This window comes from Bacillus sp. GbtcB14 (assembly GCF_019091205.1).
Classification (GTDB): domain Bacteria; phylum Bacillota; class Bacilli; order Bacillales; family Bacillaceae_G; genus Bacillus_A; species Bacillus_A cereus_AG.
In genome coordinates, this window is the sequence record NZ_JAGXJT010000006.1 from 302,264 (window position 1) to 328,842 (window position 26,579).

The following is a 26,579-nucleotide window of genomic DNA, read 5'->3' on the forward strand; positions in this document are numbered from 1 at the left end:
CGCTATTTCTTGGGCTTTCGCTTCTTCCTTAGCCTTCGCTATTTCTTGGGCTTTTGCTTCTTCCTTAGCCTTCGCTATTTCTTGGGCTTTCGCTTCTTCTTTTGCCTTCGCTATTTCTTGCGCTTTCGCTTCTTCCTTTGCCTTCGCTATTTCTTGGGCTTTCGCTTCTTCTTTTGCCTTCGCTATTTCTTGGGCTTTCGCTTCTTCTTTTGCCTTCGCTATTTCTTGCGCTTTCGCTTCTTCCTTAGCTTTGGCTATTTCTTGGGCTTTCGCTTCTTCCTTAGCTTTGGCTATTTCTTGGGCTTTTGCTTCTTCTTGTGCTTTTGCTTCTTCCTTAGCTTTGGCTATTTCTTGCGCTTTCGCTTCTTCCTTAGCCTTTGCTACTTCTTGTACTTTCACTTCTTCCTTAGGCTTTGCTACTTCTTGTACTTTCACTTCTTCCTTAGGCTTTACTACTTCCTGTACTTTCGCTTCTTCCTTAGGCTTTACTACTTCCTGTACTTTCGCTTCTTCCTTAGGCTTTACTACTTCTTGTACTTTCGCTTCTTCCTTAGGCTTTACTACTTCTTGTACTTTCGCTTCTTCCTTAAGCTTTACTACTTCTTGTACTTTCACTTCTTCCTTAGGCTTTGCTACTTTTTGTGCTTTAACTTCTTCCTTAGCTTTAACCGTTTTTTGTACTTTTGCTACTCGCTTCATTTTCTCTTCAGCTTTTTTTTCAACTGGTGCTGTACTTGATAGGAAAGAAACATTTGCATAAGCTGTTTTTCCTTTATACTCAAATTGTAGCCAACCGTCTTTTACTTGATGTGTTGATTCAATTACATCATCTTTTTTCAGTCTGCCTAGAATTTCTGATTCTGTATTTGCATCAGAGCGTACATTTAACAAATTCGCTGTTACATGATACACATCTTTTGTAAACTCTGAGCTTACAAACACTTCTTTACCGTTTAAATCAATTTTTGACCATCCATCTTCGGTATTTATTACTTTTAACTCTTGTCCCTCCTTTACCTTTTCGATAACTTTTGATTCCGTAGTCGGTTTTTCACGTACGTTGAGTACATCTGCTGTTACGATCGTTTCTGCGGTAGCAGTTGTCGTAAAAGCTCCCAATCCAAAAATAGTTGCTGTTGCTGCGCCAATTACTTTTTTCATATTAGCCTCCATTATATTTTTTTGAATTCTATCAAATGCTTCCATAAAACTATAAAGTTTTATGGAATATCAAAACATTTGCAACAGTATATCAATACCACTTAATATACTGCTATTAAAACTCCTCACTCCAATACTATCAAATTCTTATTTTTAATTCTATATATTATAAGTCTCCTTATTTTCTATAAACGTTTTATGCCCTTCTTCACACTAAATAGTTGTTGCAATTCCAGCCAAAAACAAACTTACAATTGCCAAAAATTGAGTACCTACTATAGCCCCTCTTAAATGGAACTTGTAATCTTTATATCCCTTCATCCCTTCTGTACTAGGAATAACAACAAATCTCGGGGTAATCCAGCAAAATATTAGCCAATCAATTATAAATAAATCTACTAAATTAAAAATCATTAAAATACCAAAACTATGTAAATAGGCATCAACATATAATAATTTTTCATGTTTATGCAGTATATATGTAGAAACGAAAGGAGTACCGAAAAGAATAGCATTATATATGATATTAAAGTAAATCGTTTGCTTTTTTTCATGAATCGATTTTGGAAAAACTACCTTTTGAATATCTTTTGGATAATCAGTTAACGAAAGACGAGGATTATAATATAAAGAGCCCAAAATCAATACGGATAGTACAATAGACATAATGACACCAACGTACATCATTTGCTCAAATGAATTCATATGCTTCATTCACCCTTTTCTGTATTCGCTCTATAGTACACTTACTTAATTACATATTGTATGTACGATACTAACCAAAGATTAACAATTACTTTTGTTAATCTTTTATAAATGTAGTTTTTATATTTGAAAAAGTTTGGGAGATTGATGTATTGCCTGGGGAGATTTTGAGTACATATATATAATTACAAAAAGGCAGTGCTACATATATGAAGCACTGCCTTTTTCTTTATCGGAATATTCCCCTTCCTTTCTTCATTTAATCTTAAAGTATAGTCATTGTTTACTTACTGCTTTTCCAAATTGTAAGCATTTTATTTTGTAACAAGGAGAGAAAGAGAAAATGAGTAATCCAAAAATCGAACTTACTGGTCGTATCGTTACATCTAATGATCCGGACTATAATTCAGCTCGTGAGGAGTTCAACACATTCTTTAACAAATTCCCGTTAATCATTGTCTTTGCTCAAAATACGCAAGATGTAGTGAATGCTGTTCGCTGGTCGAGGCTACATAACATCCCTATGCGTATGCGCTCTGGACGTCATAATTATGAGGCATTATCCGTTAGTAATGCTGGCCTTGTAATTGATGTAAGTGAAATGAAACAATTAGAAATAGATCACAAAAGTGAGACTGTAACAATCGGAACAGGCTGGAGGAACATTTCTTTAATTGAAACACTTGCAGCTGAAGGATTAGTTGTGCCAAGTGGAGTTTGTCCGACACCTGGTATTGCAGGTGTTACTTTAGGAGGCGGACATAGCATTCTCTCCCGTCCGTTTGGATTAACTCTCGATCATTTAATTGAATTTGAAATGGTAGACGCAAACGGCTGTGTAATACGTGCTAATACAAAGTGTAACTCTGACCTCTTTTGGGCTTCACGAGGTGCTGGTGGTGGAAACTTTGGCATATGTACTTCGTTCAAATTTCGAACACATAAAATTAATACGGTAGGCTTTGCAGAAATAAGCTGGGGAATATCCGATTTAAAAGACGTAATAAACACTTGGCAAACTTACACACTACCTTGCGCTGATAAACGACTTACAACTACTCTTTTCATGTCTGCAGAGTTCGAACCATCTTTATTAATGCAAGGTGTATTTCTCGGCTCTGTTCAAGAATTGCAGGTACTGCTACAGCCATTATTAAACGCCGGTTCACCATTACAAGTAACTATAGAAGAAATACCATGGGCAGAAGCAGCAGCGAAAATAGCCGAAAAGCAACCTGCAACACCTTTACCCTTTAAAAGTGTTGGTCCATATGTATATGAACTCCTACCAGAAGAAGGCCTATCCATAATTGATCACTTTATTAAAAATTCACCTCCCCATGCCACCACCTCCGTATTTTTCCACGGATTAGGCGGGGCTGTTGCTGAAGTACCAAATGAAGCGACTGCTTATTATTACCGAAAAGCACTATCAAATATGTCAATCTTCGCCACTTGGGGGCAACCAGAAGGTGCTGCTGCAAGTATTCGATGGGTGGAAGACTTTCGCTTAGCAATGCTGCCATTTACAAAAGGTGTATACGTTAATACTCCCGACCTATCCATTAAATATTGGCCAGATGCATACTTCAGTTGCAACTTTGACCGATTAATGGAAGTAAAAGCAAAATATGATCCGAAAAATGTTTTTAACTTCCCGCAAAGTATTCCGCCTTTTTAACTGTTTTAATATTGTTCAAACTGCTAAATAAACATTCATGTTATATTTAGCAGTTTGAACAATATCTTTTAATTTATATAATAATATTTACAAAACATAAGATTTTACTTCTTTACTTATTTTCTTATCTATTAAGACTCTTACTATATTAAAAATCAATGCGAGACAAAATATAGTAGCTCCGATTAAAAATGCTAAATTATAACTACGAATAGTTCCTTTCTTATATTCCGCATTTAGTTGTTTGTAAATTTTGCCCTCCTCATCAGTTTTTAAGTCGATTTGCTGTTTTTTATTTATCGCTTGCACTACTTGTACCTTTTCTAAATTTGACAAATCACTATTTTTAATCATAGTCACTACTTCCTTATTTATCTTCTCTTTTTCAACTAACAACTGATGATTCAAAAACATCACCAGAATCGCTACCCCAACAATACCTCCAACTGTTCTAGAAATATTACATACACTTGTAGCAACGCCTGAATTTTCAATTGGCACACTTAAAACTGCCGTTGTTGTATACGGTGCTATTGTACAGCCAGTTCCAATCCCCACAATCATTAATCGCCAAATATAATCCCATGTAGTAAAGGTGGAGTCTATTTGACTAAATAAATATGATGCTATGATAAATATTAGTAGTCCTACACTACCTATTAATGAACTTCCCCGCTTTGCTGCAATTGGTGTCACTACTGATGTAACAATCATTGAAACTATCGCTAGCGTGCTAATTATTAAACCTGACTGTAATTCAGTCATACCTCCTACTTGAACGAAATAAAAAGCAAGTATAAACAAAAAGTTCATTAATCCCATTCCAACAAAGAATAAAGAAAAATTCGAGATTGAAAACTCTTTATTTGTGAATAACTTTAATGGCAACATTGGATTTTCACTTTTCTTTTCAATAATAAAAAATAATATAAAACCTATGAGTGAGAGCATAAAAAGAAGTATTAAGCTTATCATGCTTAAATGATTTGTATTTACTTGTATGAGTGCATATACGAGTAAGCATAGTGCAGATGCAGAAGTAATCATACCTGCCCAATCTATTTTAGAGCTTGCAGCATGATCATAGGATTCCTTAATACAAAGAATCACGAAGATGAAAGATAAAATACCAACTGGTATATTAATAAAAAACACCCAACTCCAATTCAATTTGTGAGTTAAAATACCTCCAAGTGAAGGGCCAATTGCCGCTGCTAATCCCCCAAAAGCTCCCATGATACCTCCTATCATACCTTGTTTCTCTTTCGGTACTAAATTAAGGCCTAATGGCATAGCAACTGGTACGATAACTGCGGCTGAAATTCCTTGTATTACCCTAAAAGCTACTAATGTATGAAAAGAAGTGGCTATACCACACATAAACGAACTAACAGAAAACCCCAATAAACCAATAATATACAGCTTCTTGCGACCAAACTGGTCCGCAAGACGTGCTGCAATTAATAAACACGATACAAAGGCGACGTTATAACTATTAGCAATCCATGAAATTGTATCAATTGACGAATGAAATGTCTTTGTCATTTCTGGTAATGCGATATTCACAATATTTGAATCTAAAATTGCCATAAAAAAACCTGCAATTAAAGCTATTAATGCAAATGTATTCCGCAATTCTCCCACCCCTATTCGTTTTCTTTATTTGAAATTCCATTCATAAATAAATTTACACACGTCTCTATATATTCTTCTAACTGAATTTCTTCTTCCGTTATACTAACGTTCATAATGTATAAAAACAGTTGTCCGTAAAACATATTCGCTATTACACGGTAATTACACGGGGAAATGTGTCCTTTCTCTCCAAGTTGCTTTAAATAATTTTCTAGGTGATCTACTAAATGTGAATTCAACTCGTGTAGTAATGTTTTCATTTCACTATTTTGTCTTGATTCTATTAATGCAGCCCAAATATAGTTCAGCTTTGGCAAATTGGTTTGAATATATGTTTCTGCCACTTTCGTAAGGTCCTTATGTAAATCACCAGTAAATTGTTCTTCAATTTCCTCTAACAAAGCCACTGGTGTCGTCCGTAAAATAATACTCTCTCTAAATAAATTTTCCTTATTTTTAAAATTACGGAATATCGTTAACTCGCTTACCCCAGCTTTTTCTGCCACTTCACGAATTGTTGTCGCTGTATACCCCTTTTCCCCGAATAATAACGTAGCAGCTTCCATAACTTTTTCTCGTGCTGTTAATTTCCCCATCTTTATTCCTCCATCCAATATGTTAGTAAGTAATTACTAACATATTATCACAAAAGAAAAATGAAAGTAACTAGTTACTTTCATTTTTCTGGAATTTCATTATCTAATTTCTTGAAAATAAAAATTTCTCAAATATTAACAAAGTGTCTCATTCCCAAGTTTCCAGCTAAACCATCTCCCATGCCCTTCTGTTTCTCCAACCGTTTCACGATATTCGTTTCCGTTAATATAATAATCAATATGAAGGTCCCGGTCCCACATGTTGTTATATAGGTGGAATACATCACGTTTTGCGCCGATTTCTTGTATTTGTTTTTCTAGCTTACGTTTTACTTGTTCAGGTATTTGATTTGCGACGTGTGTATGGAAAATACAGATTATCGCATCTTCACTTATTTGTTCAATAATAGATGGTAATAGCTCAACACCGTCTCCTTCTATTAATTGGACAGATTCATTTTTCACTAAAGATGCGGCTTGATCAAACATTTCAAGTCTTTCTTTATGTTCCGGCCAAATGAGTGCACGTAGCCATAAATAATCTTCATCACTATGTAAATCATTTACATGTAAGTCTAGTCCGATTCTTTCTACGACAGATGGACTTTCTTTTAGAAAATGAGGCATCTTCTTCCCTCTTATTTCAGAACTTAATTGTACGTTCGAATTTATATTTCCGTATATTTCATCTGTTCCGTACGAATAGCTATATTGATCCCAGAAGAGTTGTAATCCAGAACTTGTACCAATTTCGATTAACGCTAACGGCTTTTTCACTTTATTAAATATGTAACAGAAACTTGGGTATAAGTACGCACATCGTCTTACTTCATTCGTTTGAACAAGTTTCGTTTGTAACAAAGTAATAATTTTTTCTCGGTACATTTTACAGAAATCTTTAAAGTGATCAAAAGCTTGATCTAAATCCGTATTAACATTTTCAACTAAGCTTCTATAATACGTTTTTAAATGATGTTCTTTCCCTGCTAGTAATAAATAATGTACTGCGCCTAATAATAAGTTTGGAACTGGTTGGCCTACTTGAGCGTAGGAAGATAGTGTAAGCACTTCATCATCTTCAGCAATTTTTATAGATAAGTATTCATACAAGTTACTTGACCCTTTACATTCCGTTATTGAAAAATTTCGAAATAAGTTTGCGATTTGTTCTTGTGTACGCATTGGTATCCCTCCTTTTAATTTAACAGAATAATCATACAATTAATAACACAAAAATTCCATAAAAAGGAATCTTTTCTATCCAATTCAGGATACGTAAGCTTTTTCGAGATAATTTCAAACTGTAATTTTTTTCTATTCATTAACTGAAAAGTGCTTGTTAAATAAGAATTTTGGCAAATAAAACGTTAAATAGTTTAAAATTATCAGATAACACTAGATATTTTAGTCTATTAATTATTATAATAGAGTATGAGATGGTTATACAATTGAGACAAAAAAGGTAAATACCTAGGTGGGGCCTAGGCGGTGTTTTCTTTTTACGGCTTAGATACAAGTAAACACCTACTCTTTTTTGCCAATATAGGGGATGGAGAGATTATCATGAGCAACATGCAGCAAAAAACAGACGTTATCTTAATTGGTGCAGGAATTATGAGTGCAACGTTAGGCTCATTACTAAAAGAATTAGCACCTGAATGGGAAATTAAAGTTTTTGAAAAACTCGCAAGTGCCGGGGAAGAAAGCTCTAATGAATGGAATAATGCAGGTACAGGGCATTCTGCGCTATGCGAACTGAACTATACTTCCGAAAAATCTGACGGATCTATAGATATTAGTAAGGCTGTAAAAGTGAATGAGCAATTCCAGCTTTCAAGACAATTTTGGGCATATCTTGTAAAAAGCAAATTAATTCGTAATCCACAAGATTTCATTATGCCTCTACCTCATATGAGTTTAGTACAAGGTGATAAAAATGTTGAGTTTCTAAAAAACCGTTTTGAAGCGCTTTCAAAAAATCCACTGTTTCAAGGTATGGAATTTTCCGATGCTCCTGAAACATTAAAAAAATGGCTTCCACTCATTATGGATGGTCGTACACCAAACGAACCGATGGCCGCAACGAAAATTGACTCTGGAACAGATGTTAACTTCGGTGCATTAACACGTATGTTGTTTGATTACTTACAAACGAAAAATGTTGAACTAAATTACAAACATAGTGTGGAAAATATTAAACGCACGAAAAATGGTTTATGGGAAGTAAAAGTACACGATATGAATAGTGGTAAAATTGAGCATCATACTGCAAAATTCGTCTTTATTGGCGGCGGTGGCGGTAGCCTACCTCTACTACAAAAGACCGGTATCCCTGAATCAAAACATATCGGTGGATTCCCAGTAAGTGGACTATTTATGGTATGTAAAAACCAAAAAGTTGTAGAGCAACATCATGCGAAAGTATACGGTAAAGCTAAAGTTGGCGCTCCGCCAATGTCTGTACCTCACCTTGATACGAGATATATAGACAATAAAAAAGCTTTACTCTTTGGACCGTTCGCAGGATTCTCACCTAAATTCTTAAAAACTGGCTCAAACCTTGACCTAATTGGTTCTGTAAAACCAAATAACGTCTTAACAATGTTAGCTGCTGGTGTAAAAGAAATGGGATTAACAAAATACTTAATTCAGCAAGTTATGTTATCACATGAAAAACGTATGGAAGAATTACGCGAATTCATTCCGAACGCGAAAAGTGAAGATTGGGATATTGTAGTTGCTGGGCAACGTGTGCAAGTCATTAAAGATACTGATGCTGGTGGTAAAGGTACACTTCAATTCGGTACAGAAGTTGTAAGTGCCGCTGACGGCTCAATCGCTGCATTACTAGGTGCATCACCAGGTGCTTCTACTGCCGTTCACGTCATGCTTGAAGTATTAGAAAAATGTTTCCCAAGCCGCATGGTAGAATGGGAAGAAAAAATAAAAGAAATGATTCCTTCTTATGGCATTTCGCTAACAGAGAATCCACGATTGTTCCAAGACCTTCACACTTCTACAGGTCGTACGCTTGGATTAAACGAAAAAGAAACGGTTCATAATTAATGAAGAAATAAAAAAACGTCCGATATATTCGGACGTTTTTTTATTTCTCTGACAAAGAATTATTGTGAATGAAATTATATCAGCGATTCGACAATGAATATCGACTTAACGACCAAAAACGACAATCCAATATTAACTTTCAGCTAAACATTTTCCTTATCGGGAGAACTTCCCTCTACATTCATGTTTCCCAATCTCCTTACTGCGAAGCTTTCCCCTACTGATAAAGAGTTTGCACATTCTTTTCACCCAACTATTTATCCAGCAGTAATGTGCAGTAAGATTCCCATCACAATATTCGGCTTGAACAAAGAAGTTAGGTGAGAGTCGGACTAATAATCAGCGGGGATGAATAAAAACTCCACGGAGTAAAGTTTCAACTGGAATAAACAAAATATACGGCACATATGTTTAAGCAGTGGTCAATTGTTGAAAGGGATGAAGAGTATGACACAGCTAAACTTTGAAGAGAATTTATTAACGAAAGTAGCTTGGTACTATTATAAAGACCAATTAACACAACAGGAGATCGCTTCACTTCTTCATATTTCAAGAAATAAAGTCGTCCGGTTATTAGATAAGGCGCGCAGTGAAGGTATCGTTACATTTCACGTAAAAGGGACTGGTTTACACTGTTTAAGTATCGAGCGTGACCTAATGAAAAAATTCCACTTAAAAGATGCTTTTATTATCCCTACTCCAATAGACAATTATCACGCTTCTCTCGGAAAAGCTGCTGCACAATATTTAGAGACTCAGCTCCAACAAGGCGATTTACTTGGCATTGGCTGGGGAGAAACAATTAGCAAAATGCTAGAAAACATTCATTTTGATAGTTCTATTAATCTTTCAATCATAACGCTAACAGGCGGAGTAAATCACTATCTCCCGAGAAAACAAAACTATTTACACCACATGCAAGGCGATCTTCACATTATCCCTACGCCGTTTCTAGCATCTACAACCGAAATGGCACAAAGTATTCTATCAGAACCGAGTGTAAAAGATATGCTTCATGTCGCTTCACTTGCTCATACAGCAGTTGTTGGTATTGGCGGCTTATCTCTAGATGCAACTATTGTAAAAGAAGAAAAGTTAACGCTACGAGAAATGACATATATTCGTAGTCAAAACGGGGCGGGCGATATTTTAGGGCAGTTTTATAATACGGATGGTGATTTATTAAACCTCCCGCATCACAGCCGCCTTATTGGTACACCGCTCTCGATTCTACGCAAAATGAAGCATGTCGTCGGTGTTGCTGGAGGCACAGAAAAGATAGATGCAATTTATGGCGCCTTACAAGGAAAGTTCATTCATACATTAATTACCGATGAGGAAACGGCCCTCTCCTTATTACGAAAGGATGGTGATTGTTAATATGTCTCATTTATTAGCTTTCGATGCTGGTACAGGAAGCATTCGAGCTGTTCTTTTTGATTTACATGGCAATCAAATTGCGGTCAGTCAAAAAGAATGGGTTCATAAAACGGATCCTCGTTACCCAGGTTCTATGAATTTTGATGTAATAGAAAACTGGAAGCTAGTACAACAGTGCACGAAAGAAGTTTTACAAAGAAGTAATGTCTCTCCCTCTTCTATTCAAGCTATTAGTGCTACTAGTATGCGGGAAGGTTTTGTTTTATATGATAAAAATGGGCAAGAAATATGGGCATGTGCAAATGTTGATGGCCGTGCATCCGCTGAAGTTAGTGAGCTAAAAGAAATCCGCTCACATCTTGAAGAAGATTTATACAGAAAATCTGGGCAAACTTTTTCATTAGGTGCTTTACCCCGCCTACTTTGGATTAAAAAACATGAACCAGACGTTTATAGCAATATTCATTCTTTTACGATGTTAAACGATTGGATTTTATATAAATTAAGCGGCGTACTGCAAATTGATCCCTCAAACGGATGTACGTCCGGTATTTTCGACTTACAAAATAGATTGTGGGATAACGATATCGCTAAGGAGTGCGGTCTAACTTTACCATTTTCACCAACAGTAAATGAAGCCGGTACAGTAATTGGCAACGTTACAAAAGAGTCTGCAGCATTAACTGGATTACGTGAAGGAATTCCTGTCGTCGCCGGGGGCGGAGATGCTCAAATGGCATCACTCGGAACGGGAGTCGTGAAGCCTAATCAAACATTCATATGCGGAGGTAGTTTTTGGCAACAAGAAGTGAATGTTACAGAACCAATAATAGATCCACATGCTTTAATTCGCGTAAATTGTCACGTCGCACCTAACCTATGGCAATATGAAACGATTGCCTTTTTCCCAGGCCTTGTTATGCGCTGGTTTCGAGACGCTTTTTGCCAAGAGGAAAAGAAACTTGCTGACAAACTCGGTGTAGATGCTTATGAATTATTAGAAGAACAAGCGAAAGATGTACCGGTCGGTTCACATGGCATTATCCCTACTTTTTCAAACGTTATGAACTATATTTCTTGGCGTCATGCTGCACCTTCTTTTTTAAATTTAAGTTTAGACGCTGACAAATGCGGAAAGAAAGAACTGTTCCGTGCTATTGAAGAAAATGCCGCCTTCGTTACACTTGGTAACTTAAAATTAATAGAAAATCTTACAGGGACATTCCCTTCTGAAGTCATTTTTGCTGGCGGTGCCGCTAAAGGAAAACTATGGCCACAAATTCTATCAGACGTACTCGGTATCCCTGTAAAAGTACCAGTTGTAAAAGAAGCAGCTGCTTTAGGAACTGCGATTGCTGCTGGAGTTGGCGCTGGCATATATTCATCTATGGAAGAAACTGCCGAACAGTTTGTACAGTGGGAAAACACATTCGAGCCAATTACTGAAAATCACGAACTATATAAAGAGTTCTATGAAACATGGAAAACTGTGTATGTCAGTCAGCTCGCTTTAGCTGATAAAGGGCTCACCACACATATGTGGATTGCACCTGGTGCACTGTAACATATTACATAAAGGAGTGAAATGTATGTTAAAAGCGAATGAAAATGATTTCTCCTATCGCTTCGGTGATAACGGGCCGAAATATTTAATACAAGGCCCGAATATTGATCTTGGTCTTGTTGTCATTCAGCCTGGACAAGAGTTTCAAAACCATTACCATACGACGTGCGAGGAAGTCTTTTATGCATTAGAAGGTGAAATAGATTTCTATATAAATAACGAAAGAGTTCCGATTAAACAAGGTGATGTCCTGCAAGTTCGCCCTCATGAGTCTCACTATCTTATTAACCATTCTGACAAACCTTTTAAAGCAGTTTTTATAAAGTCACCACATTTACCAAATAAAGATACGGTACAAACGAAAAATCCAACATTAACGAAGGAGTGATTTCAAATGACTTGGGGATTTAAAAATCGATTAAATACAATTTTACCTGATGGCAGAGCGGTTATGTTAGCGATAGATCACGGCTACTTTTTAGGACCAATTCACGGGCTAGAACAACCACTTGAGACTGTTAAAAACTTACTTCCTTACACGGATTCCCTCTTTTTAACGCGCGGTGTACTTAGCTCCTGTATTCCAGAAAACTGCAGCACGCCAATGGTTATGCGTGTATCAGGCGGAGCTACAGTCGTCGGTAAAGACTTAGCGAATGAAACAATTGTTACACCTGTAAAAGAAGCAGTAAAACAAAACGCAATTGGCGTCGGTGTTTCTGTTTTTGTCGGATCAGACTATGAAACACAAACAGTTACGAATCTCGCAAATGTAGTTTCAGAAGCTCACGATTACGGTCTGCCAGTTCTCGGCATTACCGCTGTTGCAAAAGAACTACAAAAACGTGAAGCTCGTTTTCTCGCACTCGCTTCTCGCGTTTGTGTTGAAATGGGCGCTGACATTATAAAAACGTATTACTGCGAAGGATTCGAAAAAATAACGAGCACTTGCCCTGCCCCAGTCGTCATCGCTGGTGGACCAAAACTAGATTCAATTGAAGACGCATTAAACATTACGTACAATGCGCTGCAAGAAGGTGCAATCGGCGTAGATATGGGCCGAAACATATGGCAGTCTGAACATCCTGCTGCGATGATTCAAGCGATACATGGTATTGTGAAGAATGGATTGAATGTGAAAGAGGCGCTCCAATTATTTGAAGATGTAAAAAATTAAGCTAAAATATAAACAAAATCAATATTTACTATAAGGAAAAGCCCATATGTTAGATTACTAAGTAATCTAACATATGGGCTTTCTTGTATATTTTTTATCGTTCCGAATTTGATTAGATTTCTACAAATCACGTACGTTCCATACAATTTCACCGCGCTCACCCCACGTACTGTGATGCCGCTTAAATCCTATCTTTTCTAATACCCGGAAAGACGCAGTATTCCAAGCGCCTACAGTAGACCAAAGTCTATGGCGACCCGTAGCAATCGCAGCCTCCAGCACAGCTGATGCTGCCTCTGTTGCATAACCATTACGATGAGCATATTGGAACAATTCGTATGCAATCTCCGGCTCTTCAAGCGTGGAACGCCCAATGATTAAGCCACAGTACCCGATGAAATCCCCTTCGTCTCGCCTACGTATAGTAAGAAGAGAAATACCATTTTCAGCTGCTTTCTTGCGCTTCTCAATAAGATCGCTACGAACAGATTCAACGGTTGGCATGTCTACACCACGTTCACCAATTAACTTTCTCAGCCAGACCGCATCATTTTCCTCCCACATATTCAGGTCGAGTCGTTCCGTTTTTAGCTGGAACGCCATATCTTTAAAAACAGCTGTCATAGCGGTAACCTCCTATTTATATCACTGTACTATTTATAATAGTTTCGTACTGTACCATATGAAAAACCTACTTGATTCTCTAAAGAATGATTTTAGATTTTCACTTAATCTATAAAACACTTTCCTCCATTTCTTAATATAACGATACATCTCTAATAATTTACTGCTATAATCAGCGTTCTCTACTAAATTTACACTTAATATCTATATTATAAATGTAACGACCTTTCTTTTTTTGTTAAAATAAAGAAAAGGAGGAATGATTATGCAAAGAATATCTTTTGAACGCCCTACTGATTATTACGATGAAAAATTATATACTATCGATGAAAAAATTTGCGCCCTATTAAAAGAACGAAAAGAACTTTCAGGTGGTGACCCAGGTTTTCCACATGATGAAGCGATTTATAAATGGGCAAAGCAATACGGATTTTATCCAGACTATCTAAATTCATTATTTTCTTCCATGATGGACGAAACAGAATTTAAACCTCGCGTTGAACCAACTAATTTTAAAAAACATATACCTGTTTTTAAAGCTTATGAACATAAAGGCATTATGTATACCGTAACTTTTATTCGGCAATATGCAAATGCTAGTGTAGTTTATTTATATAGCGATTGGGATTCTACGAATGAGGCTTTTAATGAAAATAAGCCACATAGCTTCTTCCAATTATCAATAGATGATACATATGACTGCTGGCCAGAAGGCGGTGGTGGCACAGATGGACATTTAAATCATCATTTCGTTGTATCTCCTGCCCTTCCTGATAATTTGTCTGGAATAAGTTTACGATTCAAAGAACTCAATATGCCGTTTAGGAAAGATCAAGCTGTACTTGAATTTGAAATTAAGATAGATTAATAACGAAGCTGTCTCACAAACCATTTTCCTGACTAAAATCCGTTTATTTTTACTTTTATGTCCCTTAAAATGATCAAGCCCCTTTCCAAACTGGATAAGGGGCTTGCTTTACACCTTCAAACAATTACTCTTGTTGATTGTTATTGAACTTTCTTACCATCTTTATAGTCAAGGCAGGACACTTCAATTAATAAACCGTTAAATACTGTAAAATAAAAACCATAACTACTACCTCTCACTGAATAAGGTTCCTTGTCTATTTCAATGCCACCAGCTACTAAACGATTATACGCTTGATCAACTTCACTTGAAGTATCCACTAAAAAACCAATGTGAAAAGCTTCAGGATACATCACTTCCTTATTTCCCTTAAATGCTTTTGGATCGCTTAGCACAAGTATAAATCCACTCTCATCACTCATTACTACTAGTGCCTTTCCCTTTTGCTCCAAAAATTGAAAATCAAAAAATGTTTCAAAGAAATGTCTCGCTTCTGATAAATCATCAACACATAAATTCAAATGATTTAACTTCATTCACTCATCTCCTTTTACGCAGAGGGTATGTAGACTCATTTTCATAACACTTAAATATGTAAGGTAAGATATTCAAGCGTTCCGTCTAAGACTATGCTTTATAGTCTAATACTTTTTTCTATAGCCTAGAACGTTTTTTTAATGACTGCAATTACATAGAACGTTCGACGTAGAATATTAATTTACCTATAGAAAATGTCCACATTATTTATTTTTTAAATTATGAAAAACCCACTCAATCAAGAAAGTTGCTGAAGGAATGCGCTCTGTTGTATCTCCTAAAAATAGTTTATTAAGTAATGAATCTAAATGAATGGGCTTATTCGGTAACGTTTGAATATACCTTAAAACAGAACCAACTGGCGGTACTGGCTTATTATTAACAGCCCATATCCCTTCTAATAATGTCCAAGTTGACGTATGAACTATGTATGAAGCTTTTAACTCATCATTTTCTTTCAAAGCAGACTGAATTTTAATGAGTGAACTATGCAACCAATGAGAAATACCTTTCACTTTGTCGCTAGAAATACGATAGTTTTCAAATTCATATGTAGCTATTTCCTTTAACCTTTTCAACTCACCGCTTTTATCAAATAAAATTTCCCCTTCTAAAAATGAGTATAGTTCCATCGGATTGTTTTTAAAGTTTACTAATATTTGATTAACGTCTGCATACTTATATTCAACTAAAATTTTTCCTCTCATTTCAGAATGAAATTTATTCTTTTGCCCATCTTCTAAAAGAATATATAAGTCCAAATCCGAATCAGGATATGCATCACCCCTTGCAACAGATCCGATAAGCATACATCCATTTACCTTATCCATAGATAAAATTTCAGCTACTATTGTTTGCACTAATTTTTTATGTTGTTCATGTTTAATAAATATTTGTGCGTCTAACATTTGTAACCTCCAAACATATTATTATGGAGCTATTCGTTACCTATATATGTTACTTCTCTCATACCTTTAATCTTCTACATACTTATTCAACAATTGTCAGTTTATATACCATTGCGTCTTTACTACTTTTTGTTTTATCTTGAATCGTAACAATATCTCCAGCTTTTATTTTCGAAGCATTCACTACTTTTACCATCTCTGGCGGAACAAATCCTCCATTGTTCTCTTTATTTAGCGGAAACCACTTTACTGATTTATTAGTTGCTTCTAAAATTTTATATTTAATTGTACCATCATACTTTATTTCACCAACAAGATCTTTTACTAATGTAGGTGTATATTTATCCTCTTCTTTTTCCAAAGAAATATGATCACCTATATCTAGGATACCGTTTCTTACAGGTGCCTCCCATTTTGTTGGATTTAAATCATTTAAACTTACTTTTACACTATCTTCTTTATTTGAGCTAGCATCTTTTAGAATTATATCATTATACTTCTGATCAATAATGATATACTCCTGCCGCTCTACTATTTTTACACTGCTTTCACGTTTTTCTTCCTTATTCTTAGATACTTCTTCTTTCACATTATTATTACTACATGCTGATAATAAAGTCGTTGCTAAAACTGTCATTAGTAATATTTTTTTCACTTCATTTACCACCATTTATAACTAAACAATTAAACATATATCACATCCATATTTTACTATAAATCAAAAAAGAGGATATTTGTTTATTAATAAACAAATATCCTCTACCTTTACATATATATTACGACTGTTGATAAGCCGCTTTCGATGATTTCACATAGTAAACTGCGTGATCAACGTTAATGATATGATCTGGTTTTGGTTTACCACGACTCGCTCTATGCCCTGCTAAATGTTCTTCACTTGTTTCCCAGTTTTTCCATGCTTCTTCAGATTCCCAGCGAATCATAATGACTACTTCTTCGTCGCCGCGTCTTACTTTTTTCACAAGAACACTTAAGTCGATAAAGCCTTCAAATTTTTCAATAATACCTTCTCCAGTGAAACGTTCTACAACTATATTTGATGTACCTTCTTTTACTGTAAATGTTTTCGTTTCGATAAACATATAATCCCACTCCCTCTTTATAATGCGAATACTAGTATTCTTCTATTATAGTTGATTATGATAATTATTTTCAATTAAAAAGTTTTAATTATTTGAATTATGCTATTTTCTCTTCAACTGCCTCATCTAAAAATTTGAAATACGGAAGTAATATTCCTATTAAAGAAGTAACACATATAATTGCACCTATGATTAAAAATAGCGCTCTTACTCCCCACATTTCACTCAGTATTCCCCCTAATAACACACCTAATGGCATAGCGGATCGTATGAAAAATAAACGCACTGAAAATACTTGCCCTATCATATTGTTTGGTACTGTTTGTTGGCATATTGTTGTGTTATGAACATTGAAAAATGAAATACAAATGCCTGCAACTACTTCAATGAGCACCGCAATTACTATACTATGATTGAACCCTAGAGAAATGTATGTTAGTCCTCCTATAAACAATCCACCAAGCATAAGTATACGCCGGCTTTTATATGTTACTTTACCAACTAATATAGATCCAATTACATAGCCAAACGGGAAACCAGCCATAAAATAACCAAACTCCGCATACCCTGCTGAAAGCTCATCTTTTATATAAGGAAGATTTGTAACCAACGTTACCCCCACTCCAAATTGCACGAAAGTAAGAAAGACACCGAGCCAAACGATAACTGGTTTTGTGAAAAAATATGTAAAACCGTGAAGAAACTGTTCTAGCCATGTTTTCCGAATAGGTTGTTTTGTTCTCTTTTCTTTTATATTAAGTAATAACGCACCACTAACAAATAGACAAATACATACGAAAGATAATGTAAGTTCTGTTCCAATCAAATGAATGACTACTCCGGCTAATACGGGCCCAAGAAACATCATAAGACGAGCCATTCCATCAATATACGCATTTGCATCTTGAAGTTGCTCTTCACTTACAATGCTCGGTGTAATTGCTTGACTTGCAGGTGTATACAGCGGCGTAATAAGCCCGATTATTATTTGTACGACATACACATGCCATACTTCTATACTGTTAGTAAGTAACATGACTAATGGCAGTAAGAAAACCGAAGCCCGCATCCATTGCGAAAAAATCATAATCCACTTCCGGCTCCATTTATCAATAAATGGGCCACTTATTAGTTGTAGTATAAGAGATGGAATAAAGTATAGTAGCCACATACTACTTAACGCTGTTTTTGATCCTGTTAATTCGTAAACAAGAATCGAATTACATAACGTTCCGAAAGCCCCACCTAACTCTGAAATTGCACTGCCAATCCACAAATAAAAGAACGAACGGTTTTTCAATATATTTTTCAATTTCATACACCAACTTTTCTTTTATATTCCTCCTTTTATGTACATTCTTGTTGTATATTATCTATTTAAAAACGCATCTAATTCTTTCGCTAACAACTGTACTGCTTTCTTTCTCAATACATATTTCCCATCATGTATATCAACTAACTTCGCAGCACGTAACAATTTCAAATGATGGTGTACAGTCGACTTACCGAGTTGCAGTCTTTCTGTAATTTCCTGCAATGTTCGTTCTTTTTCAAACAACATTTTTACAATACGTAATCTCGCTTCGTCCCCGAGTGCTTTATGTTTTTGGACTAAAAAATAATTCGGTTCATACGGATCTTCAGGATGGATGCTTTCGTTTGCTACTGGGTAATGAAATACTTTCGTATCTTCAATATCCGCCTCAATATTCCACGGTCTGTATGTCATTTGTGGGATAAGAAGTACGTTGTGAACACTTGGTTCTGGCATATAGTTCACACCGCCAGTCGCCCACTCGACAAACTCTTCTGGTCTCATCTTTTTATTCATTTCATTTTTCGCTTCATAATCTCGTTTTAATATTGTTAGTATTTGCTCTTCCTCTCTCTGAATAACACTCTCATACCACCCTGTCATAACAGCGATTAAATGAGATTTCAGCAATTGTACATGAACATCACATATAAAACGAATATACGCGGAGAAAAACGGATGATCATGTGTCAGTTCCATTAGTTCATGTATTGCAATTACGTCTCCACTTGCTGCTAAATGTCTTTTCTCTTCATACTTCTCGCCTAAAAACGGTAAACATATATACTTCAAATCTTCTTCTGAAATCGAATCGATTTTAGCATGAAACTGTGATAAATCCTGAAATTCTCCTTCATACAATAACTGAAGCAATGCTTTCCACGTATTATGCTCTTCAACAAACTGTAAGTGCTCTCTCATTTCTTCTGTTAATGATTGTCTAATTTCTTCCCATTCACTTTGAGACTTTTCAAGAGTATCGATTAATCTCTTATGAGTAATTGCTGCAATGCCTAGTGCACATTCGAAAAGTATCGAATACTTTATTTGAACGTTGTACGTTTCCCTCTTTCTACTCGTTACGTGAAAGACTTCCATTCCATCCCCTCCTTGTTTGTTATAAATTAAATTCTATTTTTATCGAATTATCCCTTCTAATTTTTTAGAATTCATAAAAATATAAATTGAAATACACTCATTCTAAATTAGGAAGAATAGGAGCTTTTTTATATACAAATAATAACTCTCAAGGAGTTGTTGAGATGCATTTCATATTAAATATGTTAGGGATTTTCGTTGTCATATTAATCGTTTTTCTATGTTCGCCTAATAAAAAACATATAAAATGGAGACCGATCGTTATTCTAATCATATTGGAACTCTTTATTACATGGTTTATGTTAGGCACGAAGCTCGGCAGTATTATCATTAATAAAATTGCGTCATTTTTCAGTTGGCTACTGGCATGTGCGAATGAAGGAATTCGATTTGCATTTCCTTCAGCTATGGACAGTCCACACATTGATTTCTTCTTTAGTGCATTACTTCCTATCATTTTTGTTATTACTTTTTTCGATATTTTATCTTATTTCGGAATCTTAACTTGGATTATTGATAAAGTAGGTGCAGTTATTTCAAAGATTTCTCGTTTGCCAAAGTTAGAAAGCTTCTTTTCCATTCAAATGATGTTTTTAGGAAATACGGAAGCACTTGCAGTTGTTCGTGATCAATTATCTGTTTTAAAAGAAAATCGTTTGCTGACTTTCGGAATTATGAGTATGAGTAGCGTCAGCGGATCCATTCTCGGTGCTTATTTATCAATGGTGCCGGCAACATATATTTTCAGCGCAATTCCATTAAACTGTATTAACGCATTAATTTTAGCCAATGTATTAAATCCTGTGGAAGTTTCGAAAGAAGAAGATGTCGTATATACACCTTCAAAACATGAAAAAAAGGATTTCTTTTCTACTATTTCAAACAGTATGTTAGTCGGGATGAATATGGTTATCGTTATTTTAGCTATGGTAATTGGATATGTAGCTTTAACAGCATGTTTAAATGGGATTTTAGGATTTTTTGTAACAGGTTTAACAATTCAAAAAATCTTCTCCATTATCTTTAGTCCTTTCGCTTTTTTACTCGGTTTATCGGGCAGTGATGCTATGTATGTAGCTGAACTAATGGGGATTAAAATAACGACGAATGAATTTGTTGCAATGATGGATTTAAAATCGAACCTAAAATCTTTACAACCACATACGATCGCGGTTGCGACGACATTTCTAGCTTCTTTTGCTAACTTTAGTACAGTAGGTATGATTTACGGAACTTACAATTCATTATTTGGCGGAGAAAAATCATCCATAATCGGTAAAAATGTTTGGAAGCTTCTTGTTAGCGGAATGGCAGTTTCCTTATTAAGCGCTATGCTCGTTGGGCTTTTTGTATGGTAAATACTCTTTAAAACAAAAGACACCCAAGCAAATTGAGTGTCTTTTATTATTATCGAATCTGACCATTTCCACGAATCACATATTTTGTAGAAGTTAATGCAGGAAGTCCCATTGGTCCCCTTACGTGTAGTTTTTGTGTACTGATGCCAATTTCTGCGCCGAATCCGAATTCAGATCCATCAGTAAAACGAGTTGATGCATTATGATACAGTGCAGCCGCATCAACAGATGTGAAGAACTTATTGACGTTTTCCTCATCCTCTGTAATAATCGCTTCAGAATGCATAGATCCATACGTATTTATGTGATGAATTGCTTCTTCTATAGAAGAAACTACTTTAACTGCCAGCGTGAGTGATAAAAATTCTGTTTCCCAGTCTTCTTCTGAAGCAAGTACAATTGAAGAATCAATTGCCAGTGCTTTCTGATCACCACGTAATTCCACGCCTCTTTCCTTCAAAGAAGAAAACAGCTCGCTACCATATTGCTGCGCCCACTTCTCATGAAGCACAATCGTTTCAATCGCATTACATACAGATGGACGCTGCGTTTTTGCATTAATAATAATATCAATTGCCATTTGTTTATTCGCTGTTTCATCAATGAAAATATGACAATTTCCTGCACCTGTTTCAAGTACCGGAACAGACGCTTCTCTCACTACCGTATCAATTAATTGTTTGCCTCCTCTTGGAATAAGAACGTCTAGATAATCATTCATTGTAAACAACTGCTTTGCACTATCCCGCGTTGTATCTTCTATAAGCTGTACACTTTCTGGAGGCAAGCTTGTTTCTTTGAGCGCTCGGTGAATAACGGCAACGATGGCTTTGTTAGAATTGATAGCAGAAGAACTACCACGTAAAATGACTGCGTTTCCTGTTTTCAAACAAATTGTAGCAGCATCTACTGTTACATTCGGCCTTGCCTCGTAAATCATTCCAACAACACCAAGTGGTACACGCATCTCCTGAATAGATAGTCCATTTGGTCGTTCCCATGCACTTACACATTCTCCGACAGGATCACGTAAAGCAATTAGCTGCTTAATCCCCTCTGTCATATCAATGATACGCTGTTCAGTCAGCATAAGACGATCAAGAAGAGAATCGGAAAATCCTCTTGCCTTACCTTCTTCAATATCCCGTTTGTTTTCCTCTAAAATATAAGCTGTTTCTACTATTAGCCTTTCAGCAAGTGCAGCAAGTGCTTCGTTTTTTTGACTTGTAGATTTTAGTACAAGTTCTCTAGCAATTTCTTTCGCTTTTTTTCCCTTTGCCAACACTTCATTCATTTTTATTTCCTCCTTTTTGATCTCTATTCTTAAAATGAAACCCAATAATCCCTATGGATGACTTCATAACTATGCCTTTCGCCTCTTGCTTGAATATCTTGGCTTTGCATACCTTTTAAATCTCTTAGTTCCTCTGCGCTATATGTGCATTGGCCTTTCCCTATTACGCGTCCTTGTTGCGTCATTACTTCTACGACTTCGCCAACTTTGAAAAATCCTGCCACATTCGTAACGCCAGCAGGAAGAAGACTCTTACCATGCTGAATGATAGCAGTAGCTGCTCCTGCGTCTATTTCAATTTGTCCGCTAACAAGTGAATGCAAGGCGATCCATTGCTTGTTCATCTTCATTTCTTTTTGAGGAGCATTACCGATATACGTTCCATCACCTTTGCCCTTCAAAACATCTACAAACTTCTCTTGTCCACGTCCTGTTCCAATAAATACACTCACACCAAGAGAAAGTGCCGTCTTCGCAGCATCGATTTTTGATTTCATACCGCCAGTCCCAAGTTTTGAACCAGCATCTCCAGCAAGTGAAACGATTTCTTCTGTAACTTCAGGAAGGAAATAATATTTTTTCGCATCCTCATTTTTCTGAGGATTTTTGTCATATAAACCATTCACATCCGTAAAAATCATAAGCATATCCGCCGAAACAAGCCCACTTACTAAAGCTGAAAGCATATCATTATCACCAAACGTTAGCTCCTCTAAAGAGATGGAATCATTTTCATTAATGATTGGAAGAGCAGAACGGTTTAGTAACTCTCCTAACGTAGCGTAAGCGTTACTATATTGTTCTTTTCTAGAAAAATCACTTCTCGTCAGCAATAGTTGCGCAGTAACGATACCATATTTACGAAATTCTTCCGTGTACGCCTGCATTAACAAACTTTGTCCGACAGCCGCAGCTGCCTGTTTCCCTTTAATTGTTACAGGTCTACTAGGATACCCTAGAGCACAAAAACCTGCAGCGACGGCCCCAGATGTAATTAACAAAACTTCATGCCCTTCTTCTTTCAGTCGAGCCAATGCGGCAACGTGATCTGAAAGTTGTTCTTTAGAAATGCCTCCGTGACTATCTGCCAAGGAACTGCTCCCAATCTTTACAACAATGCGTTGTTTTTTCACTTTTATATCCCCCAAGTCTAAAATCAAAGTTTTTTATAAATTACACTTCTATTCTCATCAGTTCTGTACCTAGCCTATTTAAGGGCAAAATAAAAATGACCGCTTCGCCCTTAATAAAATAAAAAGGACGAAACGGTCATTGTTCCGCGGTACCACCTTAATTGATATACATAGATATCCACTTGGCGCCTATAACGCAGGCGAACGCCTAAACTTTCATTTAAGACTCAGGGATAGGTTCGATATATTCTATACGAGGAATCTTTCAGCCGGTGAATTCCACTCTCTTTCGCAAGAAGACATATGTACTATTTCCCTTCAACGATTTTCGATCTGATTTTTTTATATTATGCGATATAGTTCAATTTGGTGTCAAGTAGTATTTTTAAAAATAAATAGAGCCGCAAGTTATTTGTATGAAATTATTGTCCTAATGAATGAAAATACAAATCGATATAAGTCTAACACATATACTTAAATATAAAACCTCAAATTAAAGTGTATATATTTACATAATATCGAATATAATTGATTTTTATCTTTTACTGTTGCAAAAAGGAATATATTCTCTTAGAATGTTTCTTTATATTACATAAAGATGTTATTGTTATTTTAAGATAGCAATTTCAAAATGATATAATTTATTATAAAAGGAGCAAGATTAAGTTATTATGGATAAACAAATTGGATTTATCGGTTGTGGGAATATGGGAATGGCTATCATTGGCGGGATGCTAAACAAAAAGATCGTGTCTGCAAATAATATTATTTGTTCGGATTTAAACACTACGAATTTAAAACATGCTAACGAAAAATATAGGCTAACTACAACTACTGACAACAATGAAGTAGCTAAAAATGCTGATATTTTAATTTTATCAATTAAACCAGACTTATACGCATCAGTAATTAACGAAATAAAAGATGTGATAAAAAATGACGTTATTGTCGTAACGATCGCTGCTGGAAAAAACATCAAAAGTACAGAGGATTCTTTTGATAAAAAGTTAAAAGTTGTACGAGTAATGCCTAATACCCCTGCTCTCGTTGGAGAAGGTATGTCTGCTTTATGCCCTAATGAAATGGTGACAGAAAAAGACTTAGAAGATGTGCTAAACATTTTCACTAGCTTTGGTCAAGCAGAAATCGTAAGCGAAAAATTAATGGATGTTGTAACATCTGTAAGTGGTTCGTCACCAGCATACGTATATATGATTATAGAAGCGATGGCAGATGCAGCTGTATTAGATGGTATGCCTAGAAATCAAGCATATAAATTCGCTGCTCAAGCTGTGTTAGGCTCTGCAAAAATGGTACTAGAAACAGGCATTCATCCAGGTGAATTGAAAGATATGGTTTGTTCTCCTGGTGGAACAACGATAGAAGCTGTAGCAACATTAGAGGAAAAAGGATTACGAACTGCAATTATTTCAGCAATGCAGCGTTGTACGCAAAAGTCTGTTGAACTGTCGGGTCAAACGAAAAAGTAAAACGATAAAAGAGGTTACGTTAGCTATAAATTCACATGAGTTCAACTAGAAAATAGTGGATTACATACTCTCCGGTGTTCACTAAATAATAAATGGACAAACTCATAGATACTTGAGTTTGTCCGTTCTTTTGATTATATTACAATAATTTTATTTATATCTTCTTTTGAGATTTTAGTTTTATCCCTTCCTTATTCCCTACTATGATTGTGTAATCTTATTAGAAACTAATAATTTTTCAATGCATTTCGGTAACATATCTAATAGCGTTTCAAATGCGTAATTTACATCTAAACGTTCTGTCCATTGATGTGCATCTTTTCCTACCGGCCCCATATTTAATACCGGAACGTCAAACTCTTCTAGATCCTGAAGTGGAATCGAATAACCTTTATCCCATAATGGCATATTGTCTACAAGTGAACTCATTGAATCTAGTGGATTCTGTAAGCCCACATAGCTCAAATCTGAAATTCCTCCAAAATAGTTTTGGTTTTCAAATGTAATATTATGATTGTAGTGAGCATACTTTTCCATTTCTGCAACTACTTCTTTAATTAACGAGTTGTTGCGTGAACTTACTGCTGGATAATATGGCGGAGCAAAGAAAAGTACAATCATCGGAGCCTTTTCTTTACATAAAATAGCTAGTTTATCTACTAAATCAATTGTTACCGCACGATCATCTTTATCTTCTCTATTTTTTATTATACTAGATTGAATATCATCTATTTTCTCTTGCCCATGTTGTTCAATTGCATAAGCGATAAGCTCTTCATACGTTAATATATTTACTTTCATATTAGGCGGTATAAACGGATTATATTTAGAAAAACGATATGCTTGCTTCTCGTATGATTCTTCTATTTTCTCTGCTACTTTCGTTACTTTTTGACGTAACAATGAAACGACATCTGTCATTGTTTTTTCGAGTAAAAACAAATTGAATAATGTGACTGCACGATGCGGAATTTGTACAGAATAATCCTCCTTTAAATCACGTTGAAGTAAGTTAGTTGGGGGAGGACTTGCTTCTCCTTCTACAACATCACAAAGGTCCGTATTCAATTCTAATTCAGCCGTTAATAAAGCAGCCATATAACTCCCATTTAAGCCTGCAAATGGTTCACCTACATGTGTCTCTTTTCCGTAGCAAAGAAATCCAGGTAACACTTTACCAATAGAACCAGTATAAATATACTTATTTTGGTCACCAGGATGTCGTGAAAACATAGGCTCTGAATTTAATACCGTTTTATAATCCAAGTTATGTTCTCCTGCTAACTCTAGTAGTCTTGGAACAGCAGCCCTCATCCCTACAGAATTTACTTCTTCATCTGGAACGGCTAATAAAAGAACATTCCCGTCAAACCTTCCTTCACAGGCTTGCTCAATCATTGCCATTTGTAATGCGAGGCCGCATTTCATATCCATTGTTCCTCTGCCAAACAGCCAATCTCCTTGTTCTATATCTTCACGTACTTGGTCTGGTAATTCATCTTTATGAGAATAAAACATAGATGTTAACTTTTTAGGATTAAATGCATCTTCTTTCCAAACTCCGTAATCTTGCACATCTACAACATCAAAGTGACTAACTAGAATTACTGTATTTTTCGTACTATCGCTTTTCTTTACTAGGGCTGTAACAAAAAATCGTCCGTCCCTCGTCGGATTTTTTTGCAAATGATGCGGGTTTTCTTTGAAGTACTGTAAATCAGATAATTGTTCCACAACAAATTCTGGCAATATCACTTCAGCTTCTGTACCTGTAATACTAGGAATTTCAACAAGATTGCTTAATAATTGCACTAATTGTTTTTTTGATTGCCACTTTGACATATAAATCCCCCTATTTTTCCGCATTATGAAATTGAATTCCAGTA

24 protein-coding genes and 1 other annotated feature are annotated in these 26,579 nt (G+C 35.7%); of the genes, 9 read left to right on the top strand and 15 right to left on the bottom strand.

The annotated features are described in order from the left end of the window. Positions 1 to 1,161: SH3 domain-containing protein (locus tag KVT31_RS19895; protein ID WP_217613541.1), on the bottom strand; the 1,161-nt coding region annotated here is incomplete at its 3' end. Positions 1,162 to 1,374: 213 nt separating this feature from the next. Further along, positions 1,375 to 1,866, bottom strand: coding sequence for a nitroreductase (locus tag KVT31_RS19900; RefSeq protein ID WP_140392478.1), 492 nt, complete (start codon positions 1,864 to 1,866; stop codon positions 1,375 to 1,377). 343 nt (positions 1,867 to 2,209) lie between these two features. On the opposite strand from KVT31_RS19900, the gene KVT31_RS19905 reads away from it, so the two are divergent. Continuing rightward, the gene (locus tag KVT31_RS19905; RefSeq protein WP_088096767.1) at positions 2,210 to 3,547 is read left to right on the top strand and encodes an FAD-binding oxidoreductase; all 1,338 of its coding nucleotides are present in this window, start codon (positions 2,210 to 2,212) and stop codon (positions 3,545 to 3,547) included. An 87-nt stretch (positions 3,548 to 3,634) separates the two neighbouring features. On the opposite strand, the gene KVT31_RS19910 is transcribed toward KVT31_RS19905, so the two are convergent. The 3 genes from KVT31_RS19910 to KVT31_RS19920 form a co-directional block, all read right to left on the bottom strand. After that, complete coding sequence (locus KVT31_RS19910; protein ID WP_088096768.1) at positions 3,635 to 5,182, bottom strand: MFS transporter; 1,548 nt, start codon at positions 5,180 to 5,182, stop codon at positions 3,635 to 3,637. Between the two features lie 11 nt (positions 5,183 to 5,193). Beyond that, positions 5,194 to 5,778 (bottom strand): TetR/AcrR family transcriptional regulator, encoded by a 585-nt coding sequence (locus tag KVT31_RS19915; RefSeq protein ID WP_073515438.1) that lies wholly within the window; start codon positions 5,776 to 5,778, stop codon positions 5,194 to 5,196. A gap of 135 nt (positions 5,779 to 5,913) precedes the next feature. Further along, positions 5,914 to 6,960, bottom strand: coding sequence for a DUF2332 domain-containing protein (locus tag KVT31_RS19920; RefSeq protein WP_088096942.1), 1,047 nt, complete (start codon positions 6,958 to 6,960; stop codon positions 5,914 to 5,916). A 381-nt stretch (positions 6,961 to 7,341) separates the two neighbouring features. On the opposite strand from KVT31_RS19920, the gene KVT31_RS19925 reads away from it, so the two are divergent. From KVT31_RS19925 to lsrF, 5 genes are all read left to right on the top strand, one after another. Beyond that, on the top strand, positions 7,342 to 8,844 hold the full coding sequence (locus tag KVT31_RS19925) for a malate:quinone oxidoreductase (RefSeq protein ID WP_088096943.1): 1,503 nt from the start codon (positions 7,342 to 7,344) through the stop codon (positions 8,842 to 8,844). Between the two features lie 447 nt (positions 8,845 to 9,291). Then, entirely contained in the window at positions 9,292 to 10,224 is a 933-nt protein-coding gene (locus tag KVT31_RS19930; protein ID WP_088096769.1) for a sugar-binding transcriptional regulator, read from the top strand. A gap of 1 nt (position 10,225) precedes the next feature. After that, the gene (lsrK, locus tag KVT31_RS19935; protein WP_088096770.1) at positions 10,226 to 11,788 is read left to right on the top strand and encodes an autoinducer-2 kinase; all 1,563 of its coding nucleotides are present in this window, start codon (positions 10,226 to 10,228) and stop codon (positions 11,786 to 11,788) included. 25 nt (positions 11,789 to 11,813) lie between these two features. Next, on the top strand, positions 11,814 to 12,176 hold the full coding sequence (locus KVT31_RS19940; RefSeq protein ID WP_088096771.1) for a cupin domain-containing protein: 363 nt from the start codon (positions 11,814 to 11,816) through the stop codon (positions 12,174 to 12,176). A gap of 6 nt (positions 12,177 to 12,182) precedes the next feature. After that, on the top strand, positions 12,183 to 12,965 hold the full coding sequence (gene lsrF, locus KVT31_RS19945; protein ID WP_000219784.1) for a 3-hydroxy-5-phosphonooxypentane-2,4-dione thiolase: 783 nt from the start codon (positions 12,183 to 12,185) through the stop codon (positions 12,963 to 12,965). Between the two features lie 120 nt (positions 12,966 to 13,085). Here lsrF and KVT31_RS19950 read toward each other — a convergent pair whose 3' ends face one another. Then, entirely contained in the window at positions 13,086 to 13,589 is a 504-nt protein-coding gene (locus tag KVT31_RS19950) for a GNAT family N-acetyltransferase (protein ID WP_088096772.1), read from the bottom strand. A gap of 265 nt (positions 13,590 to 13,854) precedes the next feature. Here KVT31_RS19950 and KVT31_RS19955 point away from each other — a divergent pair, with 265 nt between their 5' ends. Continuing rightward, the gene (locus tag KVT31_RS19955) at positions 13,855 to 14,457 is read left to right on the top strand and encodes a hypothetical protein (protein WP_098341712.1); all 603 of its coding nucleotides are present in this window, start codon (positions 13,855 to 13,857) and stop codon (positions 14,455 to 14,457) included. 140 nt (positions 14,458 to 14,597) lie between these two features. On the opposite strand, the gene KVT31_RS19960 is transcribed toward KVT31_RS19955, so the two are convergent. The 6 genes from KVT31_RS19960 to KVT31_RS19985 form a co-directional block, all read right to left on the bottom strand. Next, positions 14,598 to 14,993: a VOC family protein gene (locus KVT31_RS19960; RefSeq protein ID WP_088096774.1), complete on the bottom strand. Its 396-nt coding sequence runs from the start codon at positions 14,991 to 14,993 to the stop codon at positions 14,598 to 14,600. A 204-nt stretch (positions 14,994 to 15,197) separates the two neighbouring features. Next, positions 15,198 to 15,902, bottom strand: a complete 705-nt coding sequence (locus tag KVT31_RS19965; protein WP_088096775.1) for a nucleotidyltransferase domain-containing protein — start codon at positions 15,900 to 15,902, stop codon at positions 15,198 to 15,200. A gap of 82 nt (positions 15,903 to 15,984) precedes the next feature. Continuing rightward, positions 15,985 to 16,572, bottom strand: coding sequence for a hypothetical protein (locus KVT31_RS19970; RefSeq protein WP_088096776.1), 588 nt, complete (start codon positions 16,570 to 16,572; stop codon positions 15,985 to 15,987). Between the two features lie 106 nt (positions 16,573 to 16,678). Further along, positions 16,679 to 17,005 (bottom strand): heme-degrading monooxygenase HmoA, encoded by a 327-nt coding sequence (hmoA, locus tag KVT31_RS19975; protein ID WP_088096777.1) that lies wholly within the window; start codon positions 17,003 to 17,005, stop codon positions 16,679 to 16,681. A 97-nt stretch (positions 17,006 to 17,102) separates the two neighbouring features. Continuing rightward, positions 17,103 to 18,323, bottom strand: coding sequence for an MFS transporter (locus KVT31_RS19980; RefSeq protein WP_088096778.1), 1,221 nt, complete (start codon positions 18,321 to 18,323; stop codon positions 17,103 to 17,105). A gap of 51 nt (positions 18,324 to 18,374) precedes the next feature. Then, complete coding sequence (locus KVT31_RS19985) at positions 18,375 to 19,418, bottom strand: ArsR/SmtB family transcription factor (protein ID WP_088096779.1); 1,044 nt, start codon at positions 19,416 to 19,418, stop codon at positions 18,375 to 18,377. Positions 19,419 to 19,582: 164 nt separating this feature from the next. Between KVT31_RS19985 and KVT31_RS19990 the strand changes: the two genes are divergently transcribed. Continuing rightward, complete coding sequence (locus KVT31_RS19990; protein ID WP_088096780.1) at positions 19,583 to 20,776, top strand: NupC/NupG family nucleoside CNT transporter; 1,194 nt, start codon at positions 19,583 to 19,585, stop codon at positions 20,774 to 20,776. A 49-nt stretch (positions 20,777 to 20,825) separates the two neighbouring features. Here the strand turns inward: KVT31_RS19990 and KVT31_RS19995 are convergent, their stop codons facing one another. Beyond that, positions 20,826 to 22,070: a glutamate-5-semialdehyde dehydrogenase gene (locus tag KVT31_RS19995; protein WP_088096781.1), complete on the bottom strand. Its 1,245-nt coding sequence runs from the start codon at positions 22,068 to 22,070 to the stop codon at positions 20,826 to 20,828. Positions 22,071 to 22,099: 29 nt separating this feature from the next. Next, entirely contained in the window at positions 22,100 to 23,203 is a 1,104-nt protein-coding gene (gene proB, locus KVT31_RS20000; RefSeq protein WP_098341705.1) for a glutamate 5-kinase, read from the bottom strand. Between the two features lie 120 nt (positions 23,204 to 23,323). Further along, positions 23,324 to 23,534 (bottom strand) — a binding site (T-box leader). A gap of 340 nt (positions 23,535 to 23,874) precedes the next feature. On the opposite strand from proB, the gene proC reads away from it, so the two are divergent. Continuing rightward, entirely contained in the window at positions 23,875 to 24,693 is an 819-nt protein-coding gene (proC, locus tag KVT31_RS20005; RefSeq protein ID WP_088096783.1) for a pyrroline-5-carboxylate reductase, read from the top strand. 201 nt (positions 24,694 to 24,894) lie between these two features. Here proC and KVT31_RS20010 read toward each other — a convergent pair whose 3' ends face one another. Continuing rightward, positions 24,895 to 26,559: a M20/M25/M40 family metallo-hydrolase gene (locus tag KVT31_RS20010; protein ID WP_140392479.1), complete on the bottom strand. Its 1,665-nt coding sequence runs from the start codon at positions 26,557 to 26,559 to the stop codon at positions 24,895 to 24,897. Positions 26,560 to 26,579: the final 20 nt, after the last annotated feature.

Excerpts from the sequence above, each read along its gene's own strand:
- KVT31_RS19920 (WP_088096942.1), bottom strand. The coding sequence starts at position 6,960 with ATGCGTACACAAGAACAAATCGCAAACTTATTTCGAAATTTTTCAATA.
- KVT31_RS19985 (WP_088096779.1), bottom strand. The coding sequence starts at position 19,418 with ATGGAAGTCTTTCACGTAACGAGTAGAAAGAGGGAAACGTACAACGTT.
- KVT31_RS19980 (WP_088096778.1), bottom strand. The coding sequence starts at position 18,323 with ATGAAATTGAAAAATATATTGAAAAACCGTTCGTTCTTTTATTTGTGG.
- KVT31_RS19965 (WP_088096775.1), bottom strand. The coding sequence starts at position 15,902 with ATGTTAGACGCACAAATATTTATTAAACATGAACAACATAAAAAATTA.
- KVT31_RS19995 (WP_088096781.1), bottom strand. The coding sequence starts at position 22,070 with ATGAATGAAGTGTTGGCAAAGGGAAAAAAAGCGAAAGAAATTGCTAGA.
- KVT31_RS19960 (WP_088096774.1), bottom strand. The coding sequence starts at position 14,993 with ATGAAGTTAAATCATTTGAATTTATGTGTTGATGATTTATCAGAAGCG.
- KVT31_RS19905 (WP_088096767.1), top strand. The coding sequence starts at position 2,210 with ATGAGTAATCCAAAAATCGAACTTACTGGTCGTATCGTTACATCTAAT.
- KVT31_RS19915 (WP_073515438.1), bottom strand. The coding sequence starts at position 5,778 with ATGGGGAAATTAACAGCACGAGAAAAAGTTATGGAAGCTGCTACGTTA.
- hmoA (WP_088096777.1), bottom strand. The coding sequence starts at position 17,005 with ATGTTTATCGAAACGAAAACATTTACAGTAAAAGAAGGTACATCAAAT.
- KVT31_RS20010 (WP_140392479.1), bottom strand. The coding sequence starts at position 26,559 with ATGCGGAAAAATAGGGGGATTTATATGTCAAAGTGGCAATCAAAAAAA.
- lsrF (WP_000219784.1), top strand. The coding sequence starts at position 12,183 with ATGACTTGGGGATTTAAAAATCGATTAAATACAATTTTACCTGATGGC.
- KVT31_RS19930 (WP_088096769.1), top strand. The coding sequence starts at position 9,292 with ATGACACAGCTAAACTTTGAAGAGAATTTATTAACGAAAGTAGCTTGG.
- KVT31_RS19900 (WP_140392478.1), bottom strand. The coding sequence starts at position 1,866 with ATGAATTCATTTGAGCAAATGATGTACGTTGGTGTCATTATGTCTATT.
- KVT31_RS19925 (WP_088096943.1), top strand. The coding sequence starts at position 7,342 with ATGAGCAACATGCAGCAAAAAACAGACGTTATCTTAATTGGTGCAGGA.
- KVT31_RS19955 (WP_098341712.1), top strand. The coding sequence starts at position 13,855 with ATGCAAAGAATATCTTTTGAACGCCCTACTGATTATTACGATGAAAAA.
- KVT31_RS19990 (WP_088096780.1), top strand. The coding sequence starts at position 19,583 with ATGCATTTCATATTAAATATGTTAGGGATTTTCGTTGTCATATTAATC.
- proC (WP_088096783.1), top strand. The coding sequence starts at position 23,875 with ATGGATAAACAAATTGGATTTATCGGTTGTGGGAATATGGGAATGGCT.
- KVT31_RS19940 (WP_088096771.1), top strand. The coding sequence starts at position 11,814 with ATGTTAAAAGCGAATGAAAATGATTTCTCCTATCGCTTCGGTGATAAC.
- KVT31_RS19950 (WP_088096772.1), bottom strand. The coding sequence starts at position 13,589 with ATGACAGCTGTTTTTAAAGATATGGCGTTCCAGCTAAAAACGGAACGA.
- lsrK (WP_088096770.1), top strand. The coding sequence starts at position 10,226 with ATGTCTCATTTATTAGCTTTCGATGCTGGTACAGGAAGCATTCGAGCT.
- KVT31_RS19970 (WP_088096776.1), bottom strand. The coding sequence starts at position 16,572 with ATGGTGGTAAATGAAGTGAAAAAAATATTACTAATGACAGTTTTAGCA.